Source organism: Streptomyces sp. NPDC060205, assembly GCF_042728395.1.
In the GTDB taxonomy this organism is placed as follows: Bacteria; Actinomycetota; Actinomycetes; order Streptomycetales; family Streptomycetaceae; genus Streptomyces.
Genome location: NZ_JBHWZP010000021.1, coordinates 32,451 through 57,849, shown reverse-complemented (window position 1 = coordinate 57,849; position 25,399 = coordinate 32,451). Strand labels below are relative to the sequence as shown.

24 protein-coding genes and 3 pseudogenes are annotated in these 25,399 nt (G+C 68.3%); 16 read left to right on the top strand and 11 right to left on the bottom strand.

Translation table 11 applies throughout. The annotated features are described in order from the left end of the window. Window positions 1–105: 105 nt before the first annotated feature. Both ACFWGJ_RS06170 and ACFWGJ_RS06165 read right to left on the bottom strand, forming a co-directional pair. Window positions 106–615 (bottom strand): hypothetical protein, encoded by a 510-nt coding sequence (locus ACFWGJ_RS06170; RefSeq protein ID WP_387321385.1) that lies wholly within the window; start codon window positions 613–615, stop codon window positions 106–108. Window positions 616–631: 16 nt separating this feature from the next. Further along, window positions 632–1,378, bottom strand: coding sequence for a phosphotransferase family protein (locus tag ACFWGJ_RS06165; protein WP_387321384.1), 747 nt, complete (start codon window positions 1,376–1,378; stop codon window positions 632–634). Between the two features lie 163 nt (window positions 1,379–1,541). Between ACFWGJ_RS06165 and ACFWGJ_RS06160 the strand changes: the two genes are divergently transcribed. Beyond that, window positions 1,542–2,144: a hypothetical protein gene (locus ACFWGJ_RS06160; protein ID WP_387321383.1), complete on the top strand. Its 603-nt coding sequence runs from the start codon at window positions 1,542–1,544 to the stop codon at window positions 2,142–2,144. Window positions 2,145–2,239: 95 nt separating this feature from the next. On the opposite strand, the gene ACFWGJ_RS06155 is transcribed toward ACFWGJ_RS06160, so the two are convergent. The 5 genes from ACFWGJ_RS06155 to ACFWGJ_RS06135 all read right to left on the bottom strand — a co-directional run bounded on the left by ACFWGJ_RS06155 (window position 2,240) and on the right by ACFWGJ_RS06135 (window position 8,636). Then, complete coding sequence (locus ACFWGJ_RS06155; protein WP_387321382.1) at window positions 2,240–4,975, bottom strand: cation-translocating P-type ATPase; 2,736 nt, start codon at window positions 4,973–4,975, stop codon at window positions 2,240–2,242. Continuing rightward, window positions 4,972–5,889: a polyphosphate kinase 2 family protein gene (locus ACFWGJ_RS06150; RefSeq protein WP_387321381.1), complete on the bottom strand. Its 918-nt coding sequence runs from the start codon at window positions 5,887–5,889 to the stop codon at window positions 4,972–4,974. The genes ACFWGJ_RS06155 and ACFWGJ_RS06150 overlap by 4 nt, the downstream gene beginning before the upstream one ends. Before the next feature lie 802 nt (window positions 5,890–6,691). Then, a complete protein-coding gene (locus ACFWGJ_RS06145; RefSeq protein ID WP_387321380.1) occupies window positions 6,692–7,297 on the bottom strand; it encodes a hypothetical protein in 606 nt (201 codons plus the stop codon). Between the two features lie 424 nt (window positions 7,298–7,721). After that, entirely contained in the window at window positions 7,722–8,426 is a 705-nt protein-coding gene (locus ACFWGJ_RS06140; protein ID WP_387321379.1) for a phosphotransferase, read from the bottom strand. A 57-nt stretch (window positions 8,427–8,483) separates the two neighbouring features. Continuing rightward, the gene (locus ACFWGJ_RS06135; protein ID WP_387321378.1) at window positions 8,484–8,636 is read right to left on the bottom strand and encodes a hypothetical protein; all 153 of its coding nucleotides are present in this window, start codon (window positions 8,634–8,636) and stop codon (window positions 8,484–8,486) included. Window positions 8,637–8,999: 363 nt separating this feature from the next. Between ACFWGJ_RS06135 and ACFWGJ_RS06130 the strand changes: the two genes are divergently transcribed. From ACFWGJ_RS06130 to ACFWGJ_RS06120, 3 genes and pseudogenes are all read left to right on the top strand, one after another. After that, window positions 9,000–9,440 carry a hypothetical protein gene (locus ACFWGJ_RS06130; protein ID WP_387321377.1) on the top strand — a complete coding sequence of 147 codons (441 nt, stop codon included), beginning with the start codon at window positions 9,000–9,002 and terminating at the stop codon, window positions 9,438–9,440. A 194-nt stretch (window positions 9,441–9,634) separates the two neighbouring features. Beyond that, window positions 9,635–10,045, top strand: a complete 411-nt coding sequence (arr, locus tag ACFWGJ_RS06125; protein ID WP_387321376.1) for an NAD(+)--rifampin ADP-ribosyltransferase — start codon at window positions 9,635–9,637, stop codon at window positions 10,043–10,045. 37 nt (window positions 10,046–10,082) lie between these two features. Further along, window positions 10,083–10,232: pseudogene (locus tag ACFWGJ_RS06120) on the top strand (transposase); the annotation flags it as partial. A gap of 55 nt (window positions 10,233–10,287) precedes the next feature. Here ACFWGJ_RS06120 and ACFWGJ_RS06115 read toward each other — a convergent pair. Together ACFWGJ_RS06115 and ACFWGJ_RS06110 are read right to left on the bottom strand one after the other, a co-directional pair. Further along, window positions 10,288–10,479 (bottom strand): hypothetical protein, encoded by a 192-nt coding sequence (locus tag ACFWGJ_RS06115; protein ID WP_387321375.1) that lies wholly within the window; start codon window positions 10,477–10,479, stop codon window positions 10,288–10,290. A 325-nt stretch (window positions 10,480–10,804) separates the two neighbouring features. Beyond that, a complete protein-coding gene (locus ACFWGJ_RS06110; protein ID WP_387321374.1) occupies window positions 10,805–11,791 on the bottom strand; it encodes a helix-turn-helix transcriptional regulator in 987 nt (328 codons plus the stop codon). Between the two features lie 218 nt (window positions 11,792–12,009). Between ACFWGJ_RS06110 and ACFWGJ_RS06105 the strand changes: the two genes are divergently transcribed. Further along, entirely contained in the window at window positions 12,010–12,696 is a 687-nt protein-coding gene (locus ACFWGJ_RS06105; RefSeq protein WP_387321373.1) for an alpha/beta fold hydrolase, read from the top strand. A gap of 239 nt (window positions 12,697–12,935) precedes the next feature. On the opposite strand, the gene ACFWGJ_RS06100 is transcribed toward ACFWGJ_RS06105, so the two are convergent. Beyond that, window positions 12,936–13,379, bottom strand: coding sequence for a winged helix-turn-helix transcriptional regulator (locus ACFWGJ_RS06100; RefSeq protein WP_387321372.1), 444 nt, complete (start codon window positions 13,377–13,379; stop codon window positions 12,936–12,938). A gap of 92 nt (window positions 13,380–13,471) precedes the next feature. On the opposite strand from ACFWGJ_RS06100, the gene ACFWGJ_RS06095 reads away from it, so the two are divergent. The 5 genes and pseudogenes from ACFWGJ_RS06095 to ACFWGJ_RS06075 all read left to right on the top strand — a co-directional run. Then, entirely contained in the window at window positions 13,472–14,311 is an 840-nt protein-coding gene (locus ACFWGJ_RS06095) for an SDR family oxidoreductase (protein WP_387321371.1), read from the top strand. Window positions 14,312–14,814: 503 nt separating this feature from the next. Next, the gene (locus tag ACFWGJ_RS06090) at window positions 14,815–15,735 is read left to right on the top strand and encodes a helix-turn-helix transcriptional regulator (RefSeq protein WP_387321370.1); all 921 of its coding nucleotides are present in this window, start codon (window positions 14,815–14,817) and stop codon (window positions 15,733–15,735) included. A gap of 912 nt (window positions 15,736–16,647) precedes the next feature. Further along, window positions 16,648–16,941 carry a hypothetical protein gene (locus tag ACFWGJ_RS06085; RefSeq protein ID WP_387321369.1) on the top strand — a complete coding sequence of 98 codons (294 nt, stop codon included), beginning with the start codon at window positions 16,648–16,650 and terminating at the stop codon, window positions 16,939–16,941. Continuing rightward, window positions 16,941–18,122, top strand: coding sequence for an amidohydrolase family protein (locus tag ACFWGJ_RS06080; RefSeq protein WP_387321368.1), 1,182 nt, complete (start codon window positions 16,941–16,943; stop codon window positions 18,120–18,122). The genes ACFWGJ_RS06085 and ACFWGJ_RS06080 overlap by 1 nt, the downstream gene beginning before the upstream one ends. Before the next feature lie 231 nt (window positions 18,123–18,353). Beyond that, window positions 18,354–18,434: pseudogene (locus ACFWGJ_RS06075) on the top strand (hypothetical protein); the annotation flags it as partial. 297 nt (window positions 18,435–18,731) lie between these two features. On the opposite strand, the gene ACFWGJ_RS06070 reads toward ACFWGJ_RS06075, so the two are convergent. Further along, complete coding sequence (locus ACFWGJ_RS06070) at window positions 18,732–19,703, bottom strand: aldo/keto reductase (RefSeq protein ID WP_387321367.1); 972 nt, start codon at window positions 19,701–19,703, stop codon at window positions 18,732–18,734. 147 nt (window positions 19,704–19,850) lie between these two features. Between ACFWGJ_RS06070 and ACFWGJ_RS06065 the strand changes: the two genes are divergently transcribed. The 6 genes and pseudogenes from ACFWGJ_RS06065 to ACFWGJ_RS06040 all read left to right on the top strand — a co-directional run bounded on the left by ACFWGJ_RS06065 (window position 19,851) and on the right by ACFWGJ_RS06040 (window position 25,381). Continuing rightward, window positions 19,851–20,456, top strand: coding sequence for a TetR/AcrR family transcriptional regulator (locus ACFWGJ_RS06065; RefSeq protein ID WP_387321366.1), 606 nt, complete (start codon window positions 19,851–19,853; stop codon window positions 20,454–20,456). Between the two features lie 200 nt (window positions 20,457–20,656). Next, the gene (locus tag ACFWGJ_RS06060) at window positions 20,657–21,049 is read left to right on the top strand and encodes an ester cyclase (protein WP_387321365.1); all 393 of its coding nucleotides are present in this window, start codon (window positions 20,657–20,659) and stop codon (window positions 21,047–21,049) included. Then, entirely contained in the window at window positions 21,042–22,139 is a 1,098-nt protein-coding gene (locus ACFWGJ_RS06055; protein ID WP_387321364.1) for a Gfo/Idh/MocA family protein, read from the top strand. The genes ACFWGJ_RS06060 and ACFWGJ_RS06055 overlap by 8 nt, the downstream gene beginning before the upstream one ends. 169 nt (window positions 22,140–22,308) lie before the next feature. After that, a pseudogene (locus ACFWGJ_RS06050) lies at window positions 22,309–22,889 on the top strand (transposase family protein); the annotation flags it as partial. A 224-nt stretch (window positions 22,890–23,113) separates the two neighbouring features. After that, the gene (locus tag ACFWGJ_RS06045) at window positions 23,114–23,899 is read left to right on the top strand and encodes a 3-beta hydroxysteroid dehydrogenase (RefSeq protein ID WP_387321363.1); all 786 of its coding nucleotides are present in this window, start codon (window positions 23,114–23,116) and stop codon (window positions 23,897–23,899) included. A 573-nt stretch (window positions 23,900–24,472) separates the two neighbouring features. Next, window positions 24,473–25,381, top strand: a complete 909-nt coding sequence (locus ACFWGJ_RS06040; RefSeq protein ID WP_387321362.1) for a LysR family transcriptional regulator — start codon at window positions 24,473–24,475, stop codon at window positions 25,379–25,381. The last annotated feature ends 18 nt before the right edge of the window (window positions 25,382–25,399 follow it).

The following is a 25,399-nucleotide window of genomic DNA, read 5'->3' as shown; positions in this document are numbered from 1 at the left end:
GCCGTCCCCTCAGGGGCGGCCGCAGCTCTCTTGTTTCGTACGTCCGAACTCGCCGCACCATCCCGGACGGTGCCGACCGTGCTGGTCGCAGTGATCAGCGAATGGCTATGACCCGGTGTCGTGTGTCATCACGTAGGTGTTCCCGACGTCGGGGTCGCCGTAGAAGAAGAACAGCTTCAATTCGTCGTGCTGATCGCGGTCCACGTAGAAGGACCACGAGTACGTCGAAGGGGGTTCCGGGCTCGCCGTATCAGTGGCCGTTGCGGGGGAACGGCTCGCCACTTCGGTCCTTGCTGTCAGCGCCAGTCGGACGATCTGTCCACCGTCGTCGTCCGTCAGCTGCCAGGTTCCCGTGCCGGAGAGGCGCCATCGGTCCTCGAAGTCGAAGTCCTGCCCGTCGAGCTTCTCGAAAAGAGCCGTCGCGTCTTCGCGAAGCACTACGCGGGTCCCCTCGACATTTTCCCAGACCCCGGCGACTTCGGCCGCAGTGGCGTCGTGGACCCCCGTCCCCTCGTAGTACTGACAGGGACCGGCACACGCGGTCAGAGCGGCCGAGACCACCACCCCGCCGGCAAGGGCCGCCGCCCACACCCGCTGCCTGCTTCCGGTCGCCATCAGGGCCCGTGCAGCCTCACATCCGGGACTTCAGAACGTCGACCTCGCAGCCCGGCGCGAAGGGGTCGAAGCCGTGCTCGGTGAGCCAGCGAACTATCAGCAGGCTTCGCAACGACCACCACGCGTGGATCACGTCGAGGTCGACGTCGGCCCCGTAGCCGGCGATGACGTCGTCGAGGTGCTCCTCGTGTCCGAGCGTGAGGGTGGCGAGGTCGTGCAGGGCGTCACCCTGGCCCGCCTCGGACCAGTCGATGATGCCGGTGACCTCGTCGCCGTCGACGAAGACGTGCGCGATCTGCAGGTCGCCGTGTGTGAACACCGCAGTCCACGGCCGGAGTGCGGCCTCGGCGACCTGGCGGTTACGGGTGACCAGGTCGGCGGGCAGGACGCCGTTCCTCAGGAGCAACTCGCACTCGTCGTCGAGTTCCGCCGTCAACGCGGCGATGTCCCGGCCGGCCTGGCCTGGCCGGGGCGGCAGGGGTGCTTCGTGCAGCGTGCGAATGGCGGCACCCGCCGCGGCCCACGCCGCCGCCGATCCGGTCGACGGCCCCCCGAGGCTCCCGAGTGTCGTCCCCGGGAGTGCGGCGATCGCGAGCACGGGGGGTCTGCACCACAGGATCTCCGGCGTCGGGACCGGGGCGTGGGACATCAACTCGACCTCGGCGTGGATGCGCGCGTGACTGCCGTCCACCTTCAGGAACACGTCGCCGACGCGCAGAGTGGCGCGCTCGGAATGGGCGATGACGATTTCGACCTCATCCATGGGCGACCAGTATCCCTGTGACGATCGACGACGTCGCTTTCAAGGCCCCGAGCGATGATCTTCCGGACCACCGGCGGCAGAGGTCCGAGCCGGCTCCGCCTCGCGCAGCGTGCACCTGAAATTGGCTGGCATCACCCCACGGCAGGGGAGTTACTGTACGAGCGTGGTGACATCCGTGGGAGTGAAGCTGGGGCGGGAGGCCGCGCGGCTGCTCGCTGCCGCCGACTGCTGTGAGATCGAGCCCGGGTTGACCGATGCCGAGTTCCGCCGCATAGAGGCGGAGTACGGCTTCGAGTTCGCCGACGACCATCGGGCGTTTCTGGCTGCGGGGCTTCCGGTGAAGCAGCCTCCGCAGGAGGGGGCCACGTGGGAGAACCCGTGGCCCAACTGGCGTCATGGCGACCCGGCCAGCCTTCGGGAACAGCTTGAATGGCCGGTCGACGGCGTTCTCCGGGCCGTTGAGCACGGCTATTGGCATCCGACGTGGCGGCAGCGGCCTGCCGATGGAGCTGACGCACGCCGTGAGGCCTCGGCGATGTTGGACCAGGTGCCGAAGCTTGTCCCCGTCTACGCGCACAGGTTCCTGCCCGCTGGTCACGGGGCTCACGGCCACCCAGTTCTGTCCATCTGGGGCATCGACATCATCTACTACGGCGCTGACCTGCCCGACTACATCAATCACGAATTCGACGACTTCAGCGAACACACCCCTGACGACTGGAATCCGAGAGCAACCGTCGATTTCTGGCAGGACTTCCTCTCGTAGGGCTCGTAACGAGATGTCGCTGAGCTGCCCTGTCGAGGTGCCGCGTTCCTTCCAGCGCGTGCCGAACTCGTCGAAGGGCGCCCGGCGTCCGGGGCTCAGCTTTCCGCCCCGGCGGGCCGCCGCCGGCGGACGGCGAACTTCCCCAGCTCCCACAGCACCAGCAGGGCCAGCGGCGGCAGCAGCGCCCAGCCGAACTGGCCGAGGTGGAGCGGTGTGGTGCCCAGGATCCGGTTGAAGACGTCGGCCTGCACCACCAGCACGGCGAGGACGCCCTCGACCAGCAGCGTCCGGTTGAGCTGCCTGCTGTCGAAGGTGTCCGTGCTCAGTACCGTCCCGAGCGGGCTGCGGCACTCCAGCGCGGAAACGATCAGGCAGAGCGCGAACGCGGTCAGGGCGATCGAGTTGCCCACGGCGAGGGAGTCGTAGCGCTTCTCGCCGAGGACGAGCACGCCCAGCAGCGCGGCGGCCGTGAACGTCCCCGCGAGGCCGACCGTCACCATCAGCGGACGCGTCATCACCGGTTCGCCGCGCGGCCGCGGACGACGCGTCATCAGCCCCGGGCTCACCCGGTCGAAGCCCAGCGAGAAACCGAAGGCCGCGTTGACGAAGAAGTGGATCCACAACACCTGGGCGGGAGCGAACGGCTCCCCGTCCGCGATGTCGAACAGCACCGCGCCGAGGAACGTCAGTACGAACACGACGAGCAGGATCAGCACGAACCGGATGTACTTGGTGAGGTTGTCGTAGATCTTCCGGCCCTGCTCCACGGCGAAGACGATCGTGGCGAAGTCGTCGTCGGAGAGGATCATCCGCCCCGCGTTCTTCGCGACGTCCGTGCCGGAACCCATCGCGATGCCGATGTCGGCCGCCTTGATGGCCGGCGCGTCGTTGACACCGTCCCCCGTCATCGCCACCACGTCGCCCCGCTGCTTCAGCGTGTCCGCCAGCAGCACCTTGTGCTCGGGCGCCACCCGGCCGAGCACCCCGATGCGGTCGATGCGGGCCAGCCGTTCCTCCTCGTTCAGGGCCGCGAAGTCGGCCCCCAGCATCGCCTCGCCCTCGATGCCGACCTGCCGGGCCACGGCGGCACCGGTGACGACGTCGTCACCGGTGACCATGCGCACCCGTACACCTGCGGCCTGGGCGGCGTCGACCGCCTCGCGCGAGTTGTCGCGCGGCGGGTCGACCATCCCCACCAGGGAGGTCACCCGCAGCCTGGTGACGTACGCCAGGAGATCGCCGTCCGCGTGGAACTCCGCCGGGTCCAGGTCCCGGGCGGCGGCGGCCATCACGCGCCGTCCGGCCCGCCCCATCCGTTCCAGCTCCTCCTGCGCGCGCCGGCGCAGCGCCGCGTCGAACGGAACGCTCTCCCCGGCCGACAGGGCCGTCTCCGTGCGTTCGAGTACGGCGGGCGCGGCGCCTTTGACGAAGCAGCGCACCACGTCCCGGCCCTTGGCGTCGCGGGCCGCGTGGAAGGTCGCCATCAGTTTGTACGCGGGGTCGAAGGGCAGCGTCGCGAGCCGTGGCAGCCGCTCACGGGTCTCCGTCACGTCCAGACCGGCCTTGTGCCCGAGGACGATCAGAGCGCCCTCCGTGGGGTCCCCGACCACCTGCCCGTCGCTGGTGAGCGTCGCGTCGTTGGCGACCAGGTACGGCAGGATCGCCCCCTCGATGTCCGGAGTGCTGCCCGCCGCGTGCCGGACCCGGCCCTCCAGGCCGTACCCGGTGCCGGAGACGGTGTACCGGTCGTAGGGGTCCACCACCTCCACGACCGTCATCTGGTTCATGGTCAGCGTGCCGGTCTTGTCGGAGTTGATGGCCGAGACGAAACCCAGGGTCTCGACCGACGGCAGGTCCTTGACGATCGCGTGCCGCCTGGCGAGATCCAGCCCGCCCAGTGACAGGATCGTCTGCGTCACCGTCGGCAGCGCCTCCGGCACGGCGGCGATAGCCAGGGACACCGCGCTCACGAACAGCACGTCCCACGCCTCGCCCCGCTCCCGGCCCAGCCAGAACATCATGATCATGGTGAGTCCGGCCGCGCCCACGATCCACAGGGTCAGCCGGTCCAGCTCGCGGGTGAGCGGCGAGGGCGCGCGCCGGGTCGCTGACAGCATCCCGGATATCCGGCCCAGTTCGGTGCCCGCCCCGGTCGCGGTGACCACGAGCACTCCGCTGCCGTGGGTGACCGGGGTGTTCATGAACGCCATGTCCGACTGCTCGCCGGGCCCCGGGGCCGTACTCCGCACCACGGCGGTGTCCTTGGCGGCGGGCACGCTCTCCCCGGTCAGCGCCGACTCGTCGATCTGCAGCGCGACCGCCCCCACCAGCCGCCCGTCCGCGGGCACCTCGTCCCCCGCGCTGAGCAGCACCACGTCGCCGACCACCACCTCCTCGGCGGGGACCTCCCGCTCGGTCCCGTCCCGCCGCACCCGCGCGGTCACCTTCGCCATCGCCTTCAGGGCGTTCATGGCGCTCTCCGCCTTGCCCTCCTGGCGCAGCCCGATGACGGCGTTGAGCAACGTCAGCGCCAGCAGCACCACCGCCGTGCCCCACTCCTGCACGAGCAGCGACACGACGGCGGAGGCCACCAGGATGATCTGCATGTACGAGGTGTACTGGCCGGCGAACCGGCGCCAGCCGGGCACAGCCCGTTCCTCCGGCAGCGTGTTGGGCCCGTCCTCGGCCAGCCGCCGCTCGACCCGCTCGCCGCTCAGCCCCACGGCCGGATCGACGTCCAGCGCCGCGGCCACCTCGTCGGCCGTCCGCGCCCACCAGTCCCGCGCCGCCGGCGCGGCGGACGCGGCGGTCCCCGGCGCCCGCGCGGTCATCGGGCGGAACTCCCGTCCGGCCTCTCACTCTCCAACTGCTTCCGCGCCAGCTGCAGATCGTGCCGGGCGGCGTCGTCGATCTCCGGATACCGCGGGTCGAGTTCGATCAGCGTATGGGCGAGCACCGCCGCCGCGCAGGTCCTGGCGAACCACTTGTGGTCCGCGGGCACCACGTACCAGGGCGCCCACTCGGTGCTCGTCGCGGAGAGCATCGCGGAGAACGCCGACTGGTACGCGTCCCAGGAGGCGCGCTCCCGGACGTCCGCCGCCGAGAACTTCCAGTTCCGCTCCGGCACGTCGATCCGCTTCAGGAACCTGACCCGCTGCTCCTCCCGGGAGAGGTTCAGGAACAGCTTGACGATCCGGAAGCCGTTGTCCGTCAGATACCGCTCCCAGTCGTTGATCTCACGGTAGCGCCGACGCCACAGCGCCTTGCGTGGACGGTCCGGCAACTGCTGCCGCGCCAGCAGTTGCGGGTGCACCCGTACGACAAGGACCTCCTCGTAATAGGACCGGTTGAAGATCCCGATCTCCCCGCGGCTCGGGAGCCGACGGGCGTAGCGCCACAAGTAGTCGTGGCCCAGCTCCTCGGCCGAGGGCACCTTGAAGCTCGACACCCGCACTCCTTGCGGGTTCACACCGCTCATGACGTGCCGGATGGTCCCGTCCTTGCCGCCGGCGTCCAGCGCCTGCAGGCACAGCAGCACCCCGTGACTGCTCTGCGCGGCCAGCCTGCGCTGGTGGTCGGCGAGCAGCGCGACACCGGTGCGGAGCAGCTCCTGACCGTGCTTCTTGTTCGCGATGCCGGCGCGGTGGCCCGGATCGAAGTCTTCGGCCAGGCGCACCTTGCGACCGGGTTCCACCCGCAACGGGGCGATGAACTCGGCGATCCGCTTCGCACGTTTGTCCTTCATGGGACACCTCGTAACCGACTAGTAGCAGCTCTTCCGGCGCACCACGCGCGACGACCGAGAAGCCCTCGACGACCAGGTGGATCAAGCCCCGGGCGGCGAGGAAGACCTTGTCCTCCACCACGGACATCGGGCCCTGTACGAAGTCCAGGGTTCCCGGGATGAACAGCGGCACCGAGGCGAGGCCTGTGAGGCCGCAGACAGCCACCTGCTCGGCCTGGGGGCGTCGGTACCGGCTGCTCGTGTCCGCCATCGCGGGCCTCCGTGCTCGGGAGCCGGTGCGGTATGCACCGCCGTACACCGAAAACTGCCCCGGCCCGCCGGTGCGGGCATCACCCTCCCGGGGTGACGCCCGGACCGCCGGGAAGCGGACCGCGCCCCGAGGAACAGATGACGGCCGAGCTTGATCATCTGCTTTCGACAGCGGTCGGCCGATCGCGTCGTACGGTGGCCGCCCGGCAGGTCACGCGTGGGAGCGGATGCGCCGTACCGGAGGGACGAACATGCTCGGTCCTGTCCGGTCGCAGTGCACGCGCGAGGGCGGGAACATTCGCGGGCGCGTGCTGGTTAGACGAGGTGTGGTTATGGAGGGGGACAGTGTCCCCGGGCCTCACCTATAGCCCATGAGGACGATCGTTCGGCTGAAGCCTCATGGAGCCTTTCGCCGCGTAGGCGACCGCCCCTCCACAACCACGCCTTACGTGACAGCCGATTCTGCTGTTCTCGGCCGTATGCCGATCAGGTCGGAGATCAGTGTGGGCGGCAGGTCGGCTGGGGGCGGTCTCGTTGCTGCGCGTGCTGGCTGTCAGTCGAACATGTCCGCGTAGGGGTTTGGTTCGCCGGTCATGGGGTCCAGGCCCGCGTTGAACCGACGTTCCTGCTCCTCGTGATGGACGAAGGTACCCACTCGGCCCCGCAGTGAGCGATCGCTCAGGGGGCACGCGTCGAATTCAGCAGTCATGAGTCGTCGGAGGAACTCGGCCATGCCGCAGTCGAACAGGGCCCAGCGCGGATTGTCGTGCCTTCTCCAGACGATCACAGGCCAGTGGTCGGGGTTCGGTCCGGTCATGAGCCAGCCGAGTTCGTTCGCGTTGCAGCCGCTGCCCCAGGGCAGCACCCGGTCAGCTCCCGGAGCAACCCCGGGTACCCCGCCCTCCGTAGCCCACAGGTCGCGGAAGCCGGCTGCGTGACCGGTAATCGACGCCTGCCAGCCGTTCCCGGTCGGCAGAGGCGGCAGGACGATCAGGTCATCGATACAGCCGCCACCGTAGACAGCCATGAAGTGGCGATAGTCAGCGGGAAGAGGAGTGCTCAGGTGTGCTTCGACTGCCGTCCAGTTCACCCGCTCGTCCGCACCCCATTCGTGGTGCAGGATCCGCTGCAGCGCCTTTGTATCCGTTCGACTGGCCACCTGTCCTCCTGCGGTTTGTGCCGCTCGTGCTGGTGCACGATATCCGGCCGAACGCCGACAAGTGAGGTCGGCTGTCGTCGGAGGCTTGCCCACATGAGGATGGCGGCGAGGCGGAGTGCAGCCGGGTAAGCGACGGTGAGTCTGTCCGTCCGTGGTGCCAGAGCGGGCTACTGCCTGAGCCGGTTGGAGACAGCTGGAGTTGCGGTGCTTGGGCGGCATGTGGCTCAGTCCCAGGTGGGTCAGACATCTACACCCTAGGCGCGCGGCAGGGCGCCAGGCCGTCAGCACGCGACGTGGACCGGAGCCTGAGAAGTGATATCGGTCGCCGGTCGCGGAGGAAGTCCGCCAGCGGCTGACGGAGATGTTCACGCCCGTCCAGCCCTCGGGCCATGAGCGTCGGTGTTGAGCCACAGGAATTGGCTGTTCAAGGCCGGTAGGGCGCCAGGTCACGTATCAATTCCACTGCGGCGCCGAGGAGTTGTACCTCGCTGTCGCTCGTGGACGGGTCGGCCGCCCGTCTGTTCCTGGCTTCTGTGAGGTGGCCGGAGTGGGTGTCGGTCAGGGTGATTGCGGGGGCGAGGTGTGCGAGCAGTGAGGTGAGTACGGCCCGCGCCGGTGCCGCTTGGGCGGTGTTGCCGGCGGCCACCTGCGCCAGGATCAGGGCCGACATCCCGCAGTCCAGTGCGGGTGGCCCTTCCTCGGTGTTGCGCCAGTCGATCACCATGGGCTTTCCCGAGGTGAGCATCACGTTGTCCGGGTGCAGGTCGAGGTGGAGGATTCGGATGCCGGGATCGGCGGAGACCCGTGCGGGAACCTTGTGCAGGCGGTGCAGCAGGCCGGCGAGCTCTGCTCCTGCCTCCTCGGCAGCGATCGTGCCCTGCACCAGTGCCTGGAGCATGGACGGACCGTGCAACCGCTGCATCACCAGGTCGGTTCGCCGCGCTGTGCAGTGTCCGGCGCCTTCCGGGTCCCGCAGACGGGGCACCGGATACCCGTGCTCGGCGAGGTAGGCCATCACAACGGCCTCTGTGGTGACGCCGCCGCCGTCGCGATACCGACGAAGGACCCAGTGATCGTCGATGGCGAACACGTCCGCGCTGCGCCCGGAGCCGAGTAACTCACCCGCCATGCAGGGATCCTATCCGCCAGGGGGAACGCCGCCTTTCCCGTGCGCTGCCGCACCGCATCACGTACGCATGTCGAGTCTTGCGAACGCCTCGACCTCCACGGTCGCCACCTCGCCGACGCTCGCCGGTGTGCGCACCTGGTGGCCGCGGGGCCCACTGTCCCGCTGGTTCGCCGCGTTGGCCCAGTGGTCAGCAGATGCTCGCCCGAGCATGCCGGCAGGTGGGGGACCCGGATGCGCGCCGCGCGGGGCGCTGCCGTCGGCCGCCTCGGCGCAGGATGGTCTTCCCGCGGGCGCCGACGAGGTGGACGGCCTCGCCGAGCCGCGTGCTTCGTGGCGTCGGGTGATGGACTGGCCACCGGTGCTTATTACGTCGGCGGTAGTGGTGGTGACGGATGACCCTGGTGGCGGCCACAGCCGCGGGCAGGCACCGCACGATCGGCGTAACAGCCGTTGTGACGCCGGTGACAGGATCACAACAAAGAAGCCTACAACTGCCGGCGGGGCTGCCCGGTCTCACTGTGCGTGGACGGCGACGACCGACCGTCCTGCCATGAGATCACAAGGGGGAACACCATGAAGTCGATCCGTCACAAGGCAGCCACCGCCGGCGCCCTTGCTGTTTTGGCCCTGGGCGGCACGCTTGCCGTGACCACACCGGCCTCGGCCGCCACCGCGGGCGCGTACAACGGAGCGTGCGGCACGGGGTACGAGGTCTTCACGTCGACTCCGGTCAATTCCTCGCAGACCACCGTGGCCGCGACCACGTACGTTGCGTACAGCTCGGCGGACGAGCAGTGGTGCGCCGTCACCGTGCGCAACAAGCCTGGTGCCCGCGTGTTCATGGAGGTCACCCTGGACACCTGGCCGACCAGCAGCACCCCGGCCAGGGACGCCGGCTCCTACACGACGTTCGCCGGCCCGGTGTACAAGGACCTCCCCGAGCCGGGCCTGTGCATGACCTGGAGCGGTTCGATCGACATCTACTACAACTCCGACCGCGGCCTGTGCCCCTGACCAGATGGCAATCGGCGTGATCGACCTTCGGACCCACGGGGCCGACTGCTCGCGCAGCACATCACGTCGTAGTGAAGATGGATCCGGGGGAGGGGGCGGGAAAGGTGTTGCCTCCACCCCCGGAAGTGCAGGGCCGCACAGGTACGGCATGCTGTCGCGGCATCTTGGTTTGATTGGTTTGATAACCTGCGCGAATGGACGAGGTGTTGGACGAGGGGCCGTTCTTTCACGGCACGAAGGCCGAGTTGCGGGTCGGAGATCACCTCACCGCCGGTTTCCGTTCCAATTACCGGCCCGAGATCGTGATGAACCACGTGTACTTCACCGCGTTGCGTGACGGCGCGGGACTTGCCGCCGAACTCGCCGCTGGTGAGGGAGCCCCGCGCGTGTATGTCGTCGAGCCTACCGGGGAGTTCGAGAACGACCCGAACGTCACCGACAGAAAGTTCCCCGGCAATCCCACCCGCTCCTATCGCAGCAGGGAACCTCTCCGGATCGTCGATGAGGTCACCGACTGGACGCGGCAGACCCCCGAAGCTCTCCAGATGTGGCGTGACCGACTGGCCGCAATCCGTTCGGACGACCGCGCCGAAATCATCAATTAACACCTGTTCCTACATAGTCAGTTGACGGTTGTGCTGAGTGCGGGGCGCCATCGTTCCTGACGGCTTGTGGGAGTTGGCAGAACCGCTGCTACCGCCGACCCGCGTGCGTCCGCAGGGCGCCGGGGTCGCGAACATCGCTGATGAGGCGGTGTTCGCCGCGATTGTCTACGTCTTGGTCAGCGGCTGCGTATAGGGACGGACTGCTGCCGCCTTGCTCACACCGCGACGGCCCCGACAGGTCATCAGTTGTCGTGGTAACCGGCAGGTGCGCTGTTGCCCTCGTGGTGGCCGGTGGGTGCGACGCCGCCGTCGATGTGACCGGCGGGCTGAACGCGGTGACTGTCCCATGGCTGTGCGAGCGCCGACGCCGCCGGAGACAGACCCATCACCACGGCCGCAGTGGCTACGAGGATGGTGATCATACGTTTACGCATTTTCTTCACCCTTGTGCTGGAATCGCAGCGGGCCCCTGGTGGGCCGCCGACACACCGCCCATCTTCTCTGGGCTCGCAGCGAAATGTCGTGTTGTTTTCCAGCGTCTGACGCACTGTCCTCGTACACAGGCGCGCCAGGGGAGCGGTGACTACCGCCGTTCACCACGGCCTCTGCCGCCTCCGTCTCCAATGCGACAGCAGCGCCTGCCGACATCGCGGCCATCACCGGTGAGACCATTCGCCGGGCGATCCGGAACCGGTCCAGCCTTCCAAGGACTCCTCCAACCGAGCGGTCATTTGAGCCAGTTCTTCTTCAGGCCGTCCATCAGCTCCGGTCCGCCGCCTCCGCCGTGGCGGTGGCGGCGGTGGCGGCGGTGAAACGCGCCGCGAGTGCCGCGACCGCGGCACGCAGTTCCTCCCCGCCCTCGACGCGGAAGGCGAACGGCACCCGCGCCAGCCACTCCTGCGCGTACATGTCCGGGTTACGGGTGCTGCCGACCAGCACGCATCCGTCCCTCAAGGGCTCAAGGCGCCCCATGGGCGGGTGGATCCACGGAGTCACCTCGGTCAGGGGAGCGTCGAACACCACACGGGTGGAGAACTCCCATCCCAGGCCCAGGTTCTCCTCAAGCACCGCCACCGGGTCGAGGCCCTCGGGCGGCTCGAATCCGTGCTCGGTCGGCCGGACCGCACGGACCCGGTCGGCCCGGTAGGTGCGGATCGCGTCCGCGCGATGGGAGTGGCACAGCAAGTACCAGCGCCCGTAGCGGATGACGATGGACCACGGATCCACCTCCGCCTCCCACTCGTTTCCCGCCTCGCTGCGGTACGTGACCGACACGCGACGCCGGGCCGCGATGGCGTCGACGAGCTCGCTGGTGATCGCCGGATCGGGGTGGGCCGCGTATGGGTCCGCTGCAGCCGACGCGTACTCCCGCAGCAGTGCGGCCTGTTGACCGACGCTCTCCGGGAGCGCCTTGACGACCTTGCCCAGGGCAGTGCCGATCAGGTCGTCGGTGTCGGCCGCGGTCGGCTGGCCGCTGAGTACCGCCATCACCAGGCCCACGGCCTCGGACTGCGTGAAGTGCACAGGTGGCAGTCTCGTCCCGCGCCCTAGCCGGTACCCACCGTGCGGCCCCCGGGCCGACTCCACGGGGATGTCGGCCTCGCGGAGGATCTCGACGTACCGGCGCGCGGCCCGCTCCGTGACGCCCAGCCGCTCGGCGAGTTCGCCGGCTGTCGTACCGGGGCGGGTCTGAAGAATCTCCAGGGCGCGCAGGGCACGTGCGGTGGGGCTGAGATCATTCGGCACAGGAGCAGGCTAATCCGCTCAGCTCAGCTCTGCGCCCGAAGGGATCCGGGGCGTCGTGCCGGGCCAGGAGGGAGAGGGCGACCGGGCCTGTTTTCCATCCGTGTACTGCCGGTGGTCTTCGCCCAGGGCGTTCGGGCGGTCACCGCACAAACCGGCAGTGGATTGTCCGGATCACCTTCTACGGTGGCGTCCATGCAGTCGGAGAAGAGGAACTGACCATGGACATTCTGCTCATCGGTGGCCTGTGGCTGAACGGATCCGCGTGGGACCGTGTCGCGTCCGCGCTGAAGCCGCTCGGCCATCGACCTGTGCCGCTCACCCTTCCGGGCCAGGGGGACGGCTCCGTGTCCGCCACGCTCGACGACCAGTTGACGACGGTGCTCGCCGCGGTCGACGCGGCGCCCGGCAAGCCCATGGTGGTGGGGCATTCCGCCGCCTCCACGCTGGCCTGGCTGGCTGCCGACCGGCGGCCGGACCGGTTGGCGAAGGTCGTCCTCGTCGGTGGTTTCCCCACCGCCGACGGCCAGCCGTACGCTGACTTCTTCGAAGTGAGTGACGACGTCATGCCCTTCCCCGGCTGGGGTCCGTTCGAGGGGCCGGACGCCGCCGACCTGGACGAGGGGGCCAGGCGAGAGTTCGCGGCGGCCGCGGTCTCCGTGCCCGCGGGCGTGACCAAAGCGGTGGTGCGGCTGGCGGACGAACGGCGCTTTGACGTTCCGACCGTGGTCGTATGTCCGGAGTTCACGCCCGCGCAGGCGCAGGAATGGATCAACGACGGCGACGTCCCGGAACTCGCTCGGACCAAGCACGTCGACTTTGCCGACATCGACTCAGGCCATTGGCCCATGCTCACGCAGCCTGTCGAACTGGCCCGCATCCTGGCTGCCGCAGCCGACGCGGCCTGACGGGAGAATCTTCGGACACGAACGACACCTTGAGAGGCAATCCCGGCGCTGGTGCGACCCGCTTGCCGGCTCCATCGGTACGGGTGTGCTGGTTGTGAGGGAGCGCCTGACCAGCTTGAGCACCAGTTCTTCAACCTGGCGACAGATCTGGTTGCGCCCCTCACGGCGCTAGGAGCTGCCCCCACGGACACCGCACGAGGCACACTCCATGTTGCTGCTGCCACGGTCGGTGTTCGTCGTCAGGAAGATGACGCTGTTGAGGTCCCGGGACGGTCAGTTGGCCCGCTTGGCCTGGTGCTCGACCCTTGCGCGGCGGATGCTCCGCTTGCTGCCAGCCGCTGTGTGATCCGGTCGAACAAATCCGTCAGCGGCGCACCGACGTCTTGGCCGAACTCCGTTAGTCCGTAGGTGACTTGGGGCGGCGTCGTCGGCTCGACCTTCCGCCAGACCAGGTCGTCCTGGACCAGTGCGCGCAGTGTCTGAGTGAGCATCTTCTCGCTGATGCCCTGGATGCTGTTGCGCAGTTCGTGAAACCGAAGGTCGTTGCTTCGCAAGGAGATCAGCACCCAGATACCCCATCTGCTGGTCACGTGGTCCACCACGTCGCGGGCAGGGCAGTCGGTGTGAAACACCTCATACCGATGACCCGCCTCGGCCTGCGTAAGCTGCGCGCCTTCTCTCATGTTCGGAGCTTACCTCTGGGTATGTTCTTACGAAAAGTAAGCCCGCCTCCTAGTGTCCATTGCCGCAGTGCACAACGGATGAGGAGCTGAACATGATCGTGGTGACCGGGGCTACCGGGAATGTGGGCCGGCCTTTGACGCTGGCCCTGGCCAAGGCGGGCGAGCAGGTGACGGCGGTGTCTCGGCACGCGGCGGCAGTGCCGGACGGGGTCCGGCACGTATCGGCCGACCTGGCCGATCCGCAGGGCCTCAGTCCCGCCTTGGACGGGGCGAAGGCGTTGTTCCTCCTGCTGTCCGGCGACCTGCACGCCCCCGAAGCCAGGCCGAGCGACATCATCGACCTGGCTGCTGCCAACGGGGTCAGCCGAGTCGTCCTGCTCTCGTCGCTGGGCGTGGTGACCAGGCCACTCGGCCCGTCTCGGATCGCGTTGCGCGCGCTGGAGAACACGTTGAGGGAATCCGGCCTGGACTGGGCCCTCCTGCGACCGGGCGGTTTCGCCTCCAACGCCTTGGCGTGGGCGGACTCCGTCCGCACGCACGGGACGGTCGCCGCGCCCTTCGGCGATGTCGGGGTTCCGATCGTGGACCCGGCGGACATCGCCGAGGTCGCGGCAGCCTGTTTGCTGGACGACCGGCACACCGGCGGAATCTTCGAGCTGACCGGGCCCGAGGTGATCACGCCCCGTCAGCAGTCGCAGGCCATCGCCGCCGCGCTCGGCTCGCCGGTGAGATTCCATGAACTCACCCGCCAGGAGGCCAAAGCGGCGATGACCCAGTTCGTGCCGGCGGAGCTCGCGGACGACACCCTGGACATCATCTCCGCCCCGAACCCCGCTGAACTGCGGATCAGCTCGGACGTGGAGCGAGTCCTCGGTCGCGCTCCGCGCCCGTTCAGCAACTGGGTCGCCCGTCATATCGCCGCCTTTCGCTGAGGCACAACTCAGGTGAAACGCCCGGGCGGCCCCGTGTGACTACGGCCGCACGGGCCCGCCCCGTCGCGTCACCGCCCACGACCATCCACTCGCCTTTGTCCACCTGGGCCGAAAGAGCCGATGAGCTGGTTGGGAGGCCTCACTCTTCCTCCTCGTCTGCATCCAGCAGCGCGTGACATGTAAGGGCCAGGCGGCCCGTTTCGATTTCCGGCGTCACCACGGACACCCGCGCAAGCGGGCCTCGGGCTGTTGCTGGCACGGCAACAGCCTCCACTACGCTGACGCCCACATGCACAACGTTGCGCTCGCGTCACGAGCGAAGAACGAAGCCATGCCCTCTGGCCTGTCGCATCACAGCCTCGTACAACTACCTGTTAGGGGCATCTGTTCGGCGTTCGCGTAGCGAATAGTCTGCAACTGCCTTGTGGTGTCGAGCTGTTGCGGATGCGAGTTTCCGCAGGAACGGGGGAGTGATGAATGAACTGGTGTTCGACAGTGATGACTTGAGCCTTACCGAGGACTTCCTCAGCCGGGCCTACGCCCGTCTGCGCATAGACCACTGCGGCACCAACAGCATCAGAACCCGGATGCGCCGCGATGTCATGCCGTCGGTCACCGTGGATGAACTCGACTTCAACTACGAGATGAGCTACGCGGTAGCGCCGCTCGGCAAACTCGCCTTGTGTACGGTGCAGGAAGGCACAATCGCGGACAACACCTTTCACGGGGTCAAGGATTCCTACGGCCCGGGTGACATCGCGGTGCTCGCACCGCCGACACAGCCGTACTCGGGCCGCGTGTGCGGCGCCCGCTACAACGTCATGATGATGGACACCCACCTGCTGAACCAAGTCGCAGACGTCGAACCGACCGGCGCCCCGGTGCGGCTGACCAGCCATCGGCCCCACTCTCCGGCCGCCGCAAGCCAGTTGAAGCACCTCATCGCCCATCTGCGCGACCAAGTGCTCTGCGACCCCATCCTGTGCGAGGAGCCGCTCATCGTCTCGGCCAGCGGGCAGATGCTGGCCGCGAGTGTTCTGGCGGCGTTCCCGCACTCGGCCCGTATCGACGCGGACGCGCAGGACCGCAACGACGCACACACCCTCACCCTGCGCCGAGCCCTCGCCTACATCGACGACCACGCTGAAGAGCCCATCACCGTCGCCGACATCGCGGCTGCGGCCCATGTGACCGTTCGTGCTCTGCAGTACGCCTTCCGCCGCCACCTCGACAGCACGCCCACAGCCCACCTGCGCTGGGTTCGGCTGGCCAACGCTCATCGGGAACTGCAGGCGGCCGACCCCGGCACGGGCGTCACGGTGACCGGCATCGCGGCCCGCTGGGGCTTCCACCAGCCCAGCCGTTTTGCCGCCGCCTACCGCGTCGCGTACGGGGTCCTGCCCTCGCGCACCCTGCACACGTAGCAGATGAGGAGTTGAGTTGACACGCCAGCTGAGCTGCGTGGAAACGTAGGTCTTCGGAGACGCTCAACGGCCCTGCGCGCGGATCGCGACGACGAGGGCTCACACCGACTGCGGGAGGGCAGCTGGGGATCCTGCCGGTCGTGGAGTTGTTCGCTCTCCGTGTGTCCGGCTTTCGACTGCGAGCGTCCGCGTGCACAGGTTCGATCTTCCTGGCCGAGACCGAGGCAGAGACCCGATCGGGGCTCTCCGGACCGCCTCACCGAGGAACTCGTGCCAACGACGACATGAGCCCACAGGCATGTCGTCATGTCGTCGACGGAGAGACCTGAACTCGACCGGCAGCAGGGTCCGGGCCGCCAGCCGAGCCGGGCGCCTCAACCGGCAAGAGGATCCATATCGCCAGCCAAAGAGTCGCCGTTGATGCCGTCGGCATGAGGTCCATGATTCCTGCGGAACGGACGGCCCCGCTGCACGATAAGCGAAACATCGGTCGCGCAAGGTCCCGTGGACGAAACTCCGGCCGCCCTGCCAGGGAGGCCAACTGTTCCTAACAGAGCCGTTGGACGTGGCGGTGTGTGATCAGGCAGACGGCGGGTGCGAGGAAGGCTTCGTGGATGACGCCGTGCCTTTTCCAGCGGATGCGCAGACGGCGGAAGCCGTGGAACCAGGGATCGTGCGCTCGACGACGTAGCGGAAGATACCCAGGCTGCGGCCGAGGGGTTCGCCTCGCTTTGCGATCACGGGGCGGATTCCGCGCTGCCAGAACAGGTGGCGGTGCTTGTCGTGGTCGTATCCGCAGTCGGTCAGCAGGGCATTCCGAGCCGACCCTACAGGCGCCCGGGGCTTCGTCGTCCTGGTGTGCCGCTGGGTCGTGGAACGTTCGGCTATCGAACCTCCGCCACATTTGCCTACGTGATGACGCAGGACGACAAGCTCGGCACCTTCGTGAGCGATGTCCTCGTGGCGGAGGGCAAGCTGGTCGCCATCGGTGCGGATCTGGCCGACGAGCACGCCCGCGTCATCGACGGCACCGGCAGCGCCGTCCTCCCCGGCTTCATCGACACACACCGCCACAACTGGCAGGGCGCCCTGCGCAATCTGGGCCCCGCCTGGACGTACGAGGAGTACCGCAGCCAGATCCAGATCGGACTCGGCCAGTACTTCACCCCCAGGACGTCCACATCGGCAACCTCGCGGCAGACCTGATGTCCCTGGACGCCGGGGTCACGACCGTGCGGGACGAGTCCCACATCAGCAACAGCCCCGCGCACTCGGACGCGGCCATCGCGGCGCACTGGGAATCCGGCATCCGCGCCGTCTTCGACCACGGCTGGCCGTCGACGAACGCCGAAGAGTGGCAGTTCGGCAGCGTGCACACCCACCCGGACGACATCCGCCGTATCCGCGACGAGGTGCTGTCCGACGACTCCGCGCGGGTCACCCTGAACGCCATGCTGCGCGGACCGGAGTTGTCGACGCTGCACGTGGCCGAGCAGGACATCCGTCTCGCGCGTGACCTGGGGCTGCGCATCAGCATGCACGTGGGTCTCGGCGAGTGGGGCGCGCAGCAGCAGGCCGTGCGGCAACTCGCGGACACGGGGCTGCTGGCCTCGGACATGACGTTCATCCACCTGTGCACGTCGACCGACGACGAACTGCGCATGGTGGCGGCGCACGGCGCCACCGCGTCCGTCGCCGGAGCGCTGGAGGCGTTCATGCCGGGCCTCGGCCATCCCACCACCAACCGGCTTCTGGCCGCGGGCATCCGCCCGAGCCTGAGCGTGGACACCGAGACGATCGTGAGCGGAGACATGTTCGGCGTCATGCGCGCCACGCTCGCCTACCAGCAGCTTGTCCTCGCCGGCGCCGCGGGCCCCATGGGCCGCCTCCCCGGTCTCCCCACGTTCGACGCCGCGGACCTGCTGTCCTTCGCCGCCATCGAGGGCGCGCGGGCGGCAGGTATCGACGACCGCACCGGCAGCCTCACACCCGGCAAGGACGCGGACCTGATCATGATCCGGCTCGACCTACCTCCTGCCGGCGACACACGCCGCCGCGTCCATCGTGGCGGGCGGCCACGCCGGCAACGTCGTCGCCGGTACGGTCCTCAAGGAGGACGGCGTCCTCAAGCGCGGCGAGGCGGTCTTCGAGGCGGCGGCGGCCTCCCGCGACCGGCTGTTCCACGCCGCCGGTCTGCCGCATCCGGCGTGAGTCCGCCGCGACAGCGGGGCGAACTCGTTGACGACCCCCTTCGTGGCGGCCCCCGCCCGCACCGCTTGTCGGACCAGGTGCGCACCTGGCCGCGATTGACGAGCACGTTGGCTGCTGCCTGCAGCTGGTGGGAGCGGCGAGGTCGACCAGGCGCGTATTGCTGCGGACGCGCATAGCAAGGTGATGCAGGGTCCGGTGGGCCGTCACCTGCGGGTTGGACAGGTCGGCCAGTTCGGGCAGGCACAGGGCCGGAGGGCAGACGCGCGGCAGGTCCTCGCTGAGCAGCTTCGGGACTTCCTTGACGACCATCCCGTAGCGGTGCCTCGGGGTCGGCCGCGCACCAAAAGACCGGTTCGCGGCGTCTCACCCTCGAAGACCTGGCGGAAGTCCGCGCATTGCGCGAGACCGTGCGTGAGGTGCTCGAACGGGCGGACGCGGACGCGGTCGAAGCTGCGGCTCTGATCAACGACGGTCTGCGTCGCAGCCTCGCCACCCCGGTGCTGCGTCACGAGGACGACCGCTGGTGGACCGACCTCTGCGACGACGGGAGCGGTCGGGCCAGGCGGGGGAAGTCCGTTCGCGTCGGTACTGCGCCCCGGGCTGCCGGTGCAGGACCTGCTCAGCGATCAACAACTCCTCCCGCTCAAAATGGATACGCGCCGACGACCAGCGCGAGTACCCCGCATCCCAGTCCCATGACCTGCGTACTGCATGTGCACAGTCTCAATGGGAACGCGGCACATTTCGCCCGGATTCCGACCCGCGGTGTACGTGGTGGTACGTCTTCAGCGGTCGATGGCGGCCATGTTGTCGGCGTCGTAGCGCTCGCCGGAGGCCCGGGGCAGGTCGTTCAGGCGGGCGACGTGGCTGGCAGTGAGCTCGATGCGGTCGGCGGCGGCGTTCTCCTCCAGCCGGGCGACTCGCTTGGTGCCGGGGATGGGCGCGATGTCGTCACCCTGGGCGAGCAGCCAGGACAGGGCGACCTGTGCGGGCGTGGTGTCGATCTCGGCGGCTACGGCCCGGACCTCGTCGACGATGCGCAGGTTGCGTTCCAGGTTGCCGTCGGCGAAGCGGTGGTTGGTGCGGCGCCAGTCGTCGGTGTCAAGATCGTTCAGGGAGCGGATGCTGCCAGTCAGGAAGCCGCGGCCAAGAGGGGAGTACGGCACGAAGCCGATACCCAGTTCGCGCAGGACAGGCAGGATCCCGGCCTCCGGATCGCGGGTCCACAGTGAGTATTCGGATTGGACCGCGGTGATTGGATGCACGGCGTGAGCGCGGCGGATCGTGGCGGGGCCGGCCTCCGACAGGCCGATGTGGCGGATCTTGCCTTCGGCCACCAGTTCGGCCAGCGCGCCAACGGTCTCTTCGACGGGCGTACCGGGGTCCACCCGGTGCTGGTAGTAGAGGTCGATGTAGTCGGTGCGCAGGCGCTTCAGTGAACCCTCCACGGCCAAACGGATGTTGGCCGGGGTGCTGTCCGGGGCCGTGCCGCCGGTGTGGGACATCAGTCCGAACTTGGTCGCCAGTACGACCTCGTCCCGGCGCCCTTGCACGGCCCGGCCGACCAGCTCCTCGTTGATGAAGGGGCCGTACCCCTCAGCGGTGTCGACATGGGTGACCCCGAGGTCCAGAGCGCGGTGGATCGTGCGGATGGACTCGTCGTCGAACTGGCCGGCGCCGGTGTAGAACGCCGACATTCCCATGGCTCCGAGACCGATGCGAGAGACCTTGAGGCTGCCGAGCGAAACGTCTTTCATGGCGCGGACTTCCCTTCCCATCAGTTAAGTACCGTTCGGTGCAGAACTTAGCACATCAAGACCGACCGGTACTGAACTGCGTTCGCCGCCTCGGCGGGATGAGACTGCTGGTCGGCGTACATCTGTACCGAGAGGTACGCTTGAGGGATGGGTGACTCCCGAAGGGCCGTCATGGGCCGGCCCCGAGAATTCGACATCGACCAGGCGCTCGAACGGGCGATGCGGGTGTTCTGGGCCCGAGGGTACGAAGGTGCGAGCCTCGCCGAACTGACCGGCGCCATGGGGATCACCAAGACGAGCATGTATGCGGCCTTCGGCAACAAGGAGCAGTTGTTCCGCAAGGCTCTCCAGCGATACGGCGAGGGGCCGGCCGCTTACGCGACGCGCGCCCTGGAGGAGCCCACCGCGCGGGCTGTGGCCTTGGCGTTCCTCCGTGGAGCGGTCTGCACCACGACCCCTTCTGGCGGACCCTCCGGGTGCCTGACCGTGCAGGGTGCGCTGGCGTCGAGCGACGAGAGCCGGGCCGTCCACGACCTGCTTGTCGACTGGCGCAACGGCGCGGGGGTCCGCCTTGAGGAGCGCTTCCGGCGCGCCGTCGACGAGGGTGATCTTCCGCGCGACGCCGACCCTCGGCGCCTTGCCCGGTTCATCATGACGATGGGGTTCGGTATCGCGGTGCAGGCTGCCAACGGCCTCGGTCCTGCCGAGCTCGATGAGATCGTCGACACGGCGTTGCTCGGCTGGCCTGCGTAGCGGCTGCACCCCTTCGCTCACCGCGGTGGGCAATCTCCTTCCTTGGGGGCCGTGACGGTGCGGCAAAACTTCTGTACCGTACGGAACAGAAGTTTCGCGCAGTGGTTCCTACCCTGCCGACGAGCACCGCGACGAAACCGTCAAGGGCCGTCGCGCAACACCGAGCACGACCTCTGCTCCGGAGACCGAAGAAGGAGATCATGTCCGACGCCGACCTGCGCGAGTTCTACCTGCGCTACATCGGGGCGCTCAACGCCCACGAGATCGACCGCATGGACGAGTTCATCAACGACGAGACCACCCTGAACGGCGAGCCGGGCACGCGGAACCAGGTCATCGCTGTGCTGAACGGCATCATCGACGCGGTCCCGGACTTCCACTGGGAGCTCCGGGAGATCGCGATCGATGGTGATCGCCTGGCCGCCCGTCTGACCAACACGGGCACGCCCGCCAAGGAGTGGCTCGGTGTGGCTCCCACCGGCGCCTCGTTCGAGATCGTCGAGTACGCCATCTATCAGGTTCGTGACGGGCGGTTCGTGCACATGACGGCCCTGCACGACGCCGAGACCCTGAGGCGGCAGCTCGGTGCCTGACCTCCGTAAGCCGATCGGGGTCGGCATCGTCGGCCTGAGCGCCAGGGGAGGCTGGGCGGCCGGGGCTCACCTGCCCGCGCTGAGAGCCGTCGACGGGATCGAGCTTCGCGCGCTGGCGGCGAGTTCCGAAGCCTCTGCCCAGGCCGCGGGAGCGGCGTATGGCGTACCCGCGTACACGTCGGTCGAGCAGCTCGCCGACGACGAGAACGTCGACCTCGTCGTTGTCGCCGTCAAAGTGCCTCAGCATCGGGACCTCGTATTGCCCGTGCTGAAGGCGGGAGTGCCGGTGCTCTCCGAGTGGCCGCTCGCCGTCGACCTGCGCGAGGCCGAGGAGATGGAGCGTGCCGCCGGGACGACGCGCACCTTCGTCGGTCTTCAGGGACGCTCCTCGCCTACCTTCCGCTGGCTGGCCGACCTCGTGTCCGAAGGATTCGTGGGGCAGGTGCTCTCCGCCACCGTCGTGGCGTCATCGACCGAATGGGGCACTCCGGTGTCTGCGAACATGGTCTACACGCTCGACCGCGAGCTCGGCGCCACGATGCTGACCATCGCGTTCGGACACGCGATCGACCTGGTGTCGATGGTCGTCGGCGAGCTTCAGGAAGTGGTCGCTACGACCGCGACCCGGCGCCGGCAGGTTCCCCTCGGGCGCACCGGGCAGGTCGTTGCGATGACCGCCGAGGACCAGATCGCGATCTCGGGCACCGTGGCGGGCGGGGCGATCCTGTCCGTCCACCACCGTGGAGGCGCGGCATCGGGTGCAGGGTTCTCTCTGATCATCGACGGCACGGAGGGGAGACTTGAGATCACCGCCGCCGAGTTCCCGCACATCGGTCCGGTCACGGTGCGTGGCACACGCAACGGCGGTCGGCCTGCGGAGGTTACGCCGCCCAGCGGCTACGACGACTATCCCGGCCTGGCCGAAACAGCGATCCACACGCTGGCGCACGCCTACTCCGCGATTCGGGACGACCTCGTTCACGGAACAGCTGTAGCCCCGGACTTCACCCACGCCGTCAAGCGCCACCGACTCCTTGACGCGATCGCACGCTTCGCCGCCACAGGCCAACGAAAAGCCCTCCATCCTTAGTCGCGCAGCCAGTCGAATTCGACACTGTTCGACGTCGCTGCGCCACCTCGGCCCGGCCCCTGTCATGTGTGCCGGCATACTCGGCCGCACGCTGACCGATCGAGAGCGGACACGAGCGAGCGTGGCGTTCGGCGCAGCAGAACCCGACAACGGTTCTGCTCAGCTGTTCATGGGGACCTCATAGCGTCATCTCGCCTGCCTGATCGAGGAGTTGGCGGCGCATGGCAGGCTGGCCTTGAAGGCCGCGCCGTCGTGCTGTAGGGGGCGGAGTCCGCAGGCGGGCGGAGGACGCCAGGGCCCGCCACCAGCTGGTGTTCACCGACCGGCTGGTGGTCACGCTGATCCATCTTCGTCACGACTTACCGCCTTCGGTGCTGGGAGCAGAACACCATGAAGGTCACCGTGATCGCCGACTGGCGGGGTCACACGCTATGGACCTAGGCCCTGCGGCTTGCACGGATGCACGACGCCAGGGCCACCCGCCACGAAGGCGTCGCTGACTGCTTCCAGCATTTCCCCGAGCCGAGGTCCTCCTGGACGACGGCTACCTCGGCCCGTGCCGTGACCACCGCGGGCAAGCGATCACCCCTCCGAGAAGGCCGCGGCCGGGAGCACTGCCCAGCAGAGTTGAACGTGACCTCCACCGGCAGTCCTCCGACCGCGTCACCGTCGAAACACGCCCTCGCCGACCACAAATGCTGGGAACAACTGACCCGCTGGACCCACCGCCACGACCGCCTGCCCGTGACGGACTTGCTCACGCCACGTGTGCGCAGCGTCCGGTATGTCGCCGCGGTCATCGCTGCCGAGTTGAGCAGCTCGCGTTCTCTCAGCGGGGGAGTGGTTTCGATGATCCATGCGCGCGGCGCGGCGTAGTCGCGGCGTTGTTCGAGCAGGGCGGCGCCTGTACGTATCCCCGCCAGTGCGGCCTCATGCGGGGTGGCGTGGTCGGGGCGGTGAGGACACCGTCGTGCATGACTTCGTTCATCGGTGTGCCCGCGGACAGGACTTCGGAAGCCGCCGACGGCGTCATCCACCTCGCGTTCACGCATGACTTCTCGGACTACGCGGGTGCGGGGCGTACCGAACGCGCGGCCGTTCGGCGAATGCTCGATGCCATTGAGGGAAGCGGCCGGCCGTTCCTGCTCGCCTCCGGCCTCGTCCATCTGACCCCCGGCCGTTCCGCCAGGGAGGACGACGCCTCGCCCCGTCGCACCGCCGACTCCGTACGCGGCGGTAGCGAGAACCTCGCCCTGTCCTGTGCCGACCGAGGCGTCTGGCCGGTGGCCCTGCGGTTCGCCCCCACCGTGCATGGCTCGGGCGACGGCGGATTCGTCTCTGTGCCGGTCGACATCGCCCGCACCCGCAGCCCTGCCGGATGCATCGGCGACGGTTCCTCCCGCTGGGCCGCGGTCCACGTTGCCGACGCCGCGCGCCTGGTGCGGCTCGCGCTCCATACGGCTCCCCCTGCATTCCGCGTCCACGCGGCCGCCGGGGAAGGCATCCCCTCACGCGACATAGCCTCCGCACTCGGCGACTTCCTAGGCCTGCCCACCGTTTCGGTCCCGCCCGAGGACGCCGCAGAGCACCTCGGCTGGATCGGCCACTTCTTCGGCCTCGACCAGCCGACGAGCAGCGCACGCACACGCGAGTTGCACACCCACCGGCCCGACACTCCTCGGCGACATCGCTGCGGGCGCGTACACGGAGCATGGGCCGCGGCAGACAGATACGCATCCGTTCGAGGCACGCGCCGCTGATCAGCGGCGACGCGCGGTGGCTATACGCTCGAACACCGTGCTGGGCGCCCGTAGCCTCCCAGCCCGCCTGCTCCCCGTGCTTGCGAGGACGGCTCCGACCACTACCAGCCGACGAAGTCGGACCGCCGCACCACCGGAAGCCGAGCGCGGGCACTGTCGAGGGGCCTGCTGAGGGCGTTTTCACACCGAAGCCCCGTTACCTGCAAGAGGCCGTACTGCCGTGCCCGATCTCATGAGGGCACCTTGGTTGCGGTCGCTGAATCCGTCGCTGCGCAGCTCTCCCTCGGAGGTGATGAGTCCCGTTTCCGGGATGCCGTGGGCGTGCAGGAGTCCGTCAGGTCGTGGCGGACTGGCGGCACATCGAGGCTCCGGCGATTCCGGGCGACTTGGGAAGTTCAACAGGACCAGCCGGAGCTTCGTTGCGTGCGGCAAGGCCACGCTGTTGGTCGGCAACTGACCATGATCGGCAAGACTATGAACCGGCCCGGGGGCAAGACTGCTCTTGCATAGAGAACCGCAGTAAGGTGCCGTGCGGGGTATTGGCGTTGCCTATAGCGGTCGAAGGTCGGACGAATGAATCTGCGGCAGTACGAATACGCTCTCGCCGTTGCCGAGGAGGGCTCCATGACGGCGGCAGCGGAGCGCCTGCGAGTCACACAGCCGTCTCTGTCGCAGCAGATCGGCACCTTGGAGAAGCATCTCGGGGTGAAGCTGTTCACTCGCACTCCGGCCGGGGTCACGGTAACGGTGGCCGGGCGGGCCTTCCTCGCGGAGGCGGCGATCGCGACGACCGCGTCCCGGCGGGCCGTCACTGCCGCCCGCGCCGCCACCGGGGAACTGGCGGGCGAAGTGATCATCGCTGTCCACATGGGTCTGGGCGCTCGGCAGCTTCCTCAGGCGTTGGGGCAGCTGCGCCATCGCCATCCGAAGCTGCAAGTGACGCTCCACGAGGAGCCCGACCCCGCGGACATGGAACGACTCGCCCGCCAGGGCGTCCTCGACATGGTTCTCGTGCACCGCGTCCCCGCCGGCTGCGCATTCGACGTGCACGCTCTAGGCGAGGAGTCCTACGTCGCTGTGCTGCCAAAAGGGCACCCGCTTCTCGCGGGCGGCGCGGCTCTGCGCCTGGAGAACTTGGCATCAGAGGGGTGGATCCGGTTCCGCCGCGCCAGCCTGCTCGACGACTACCTCGCCCGGCTGCTCGCCGATGCGGGCCTCAGCACGCACACGGTGGCCCGAGCGTCTCAGATCTCCACGGCGGTGCGGCTCGTGGCTCAGGGGCTCGGTGTCACCGTGGTCCCGGCTTCGGCCCTTCCGGAGGGCTTCGAAGAACTGGCCCGTCCACTCCTGCCTTCCTTGACCGAACCCGTCCTCGTCGGCGTGCGCCGCCATGCGAGTCCGGCGGAGAAGGCCGTGCTCGATCATTTCAACCAGCAGAACTGGTCAGGCATGGACCTTCTCACCCGGTCCGCTTCCGTTTGAGTGTCCGCTCGCGCTGCC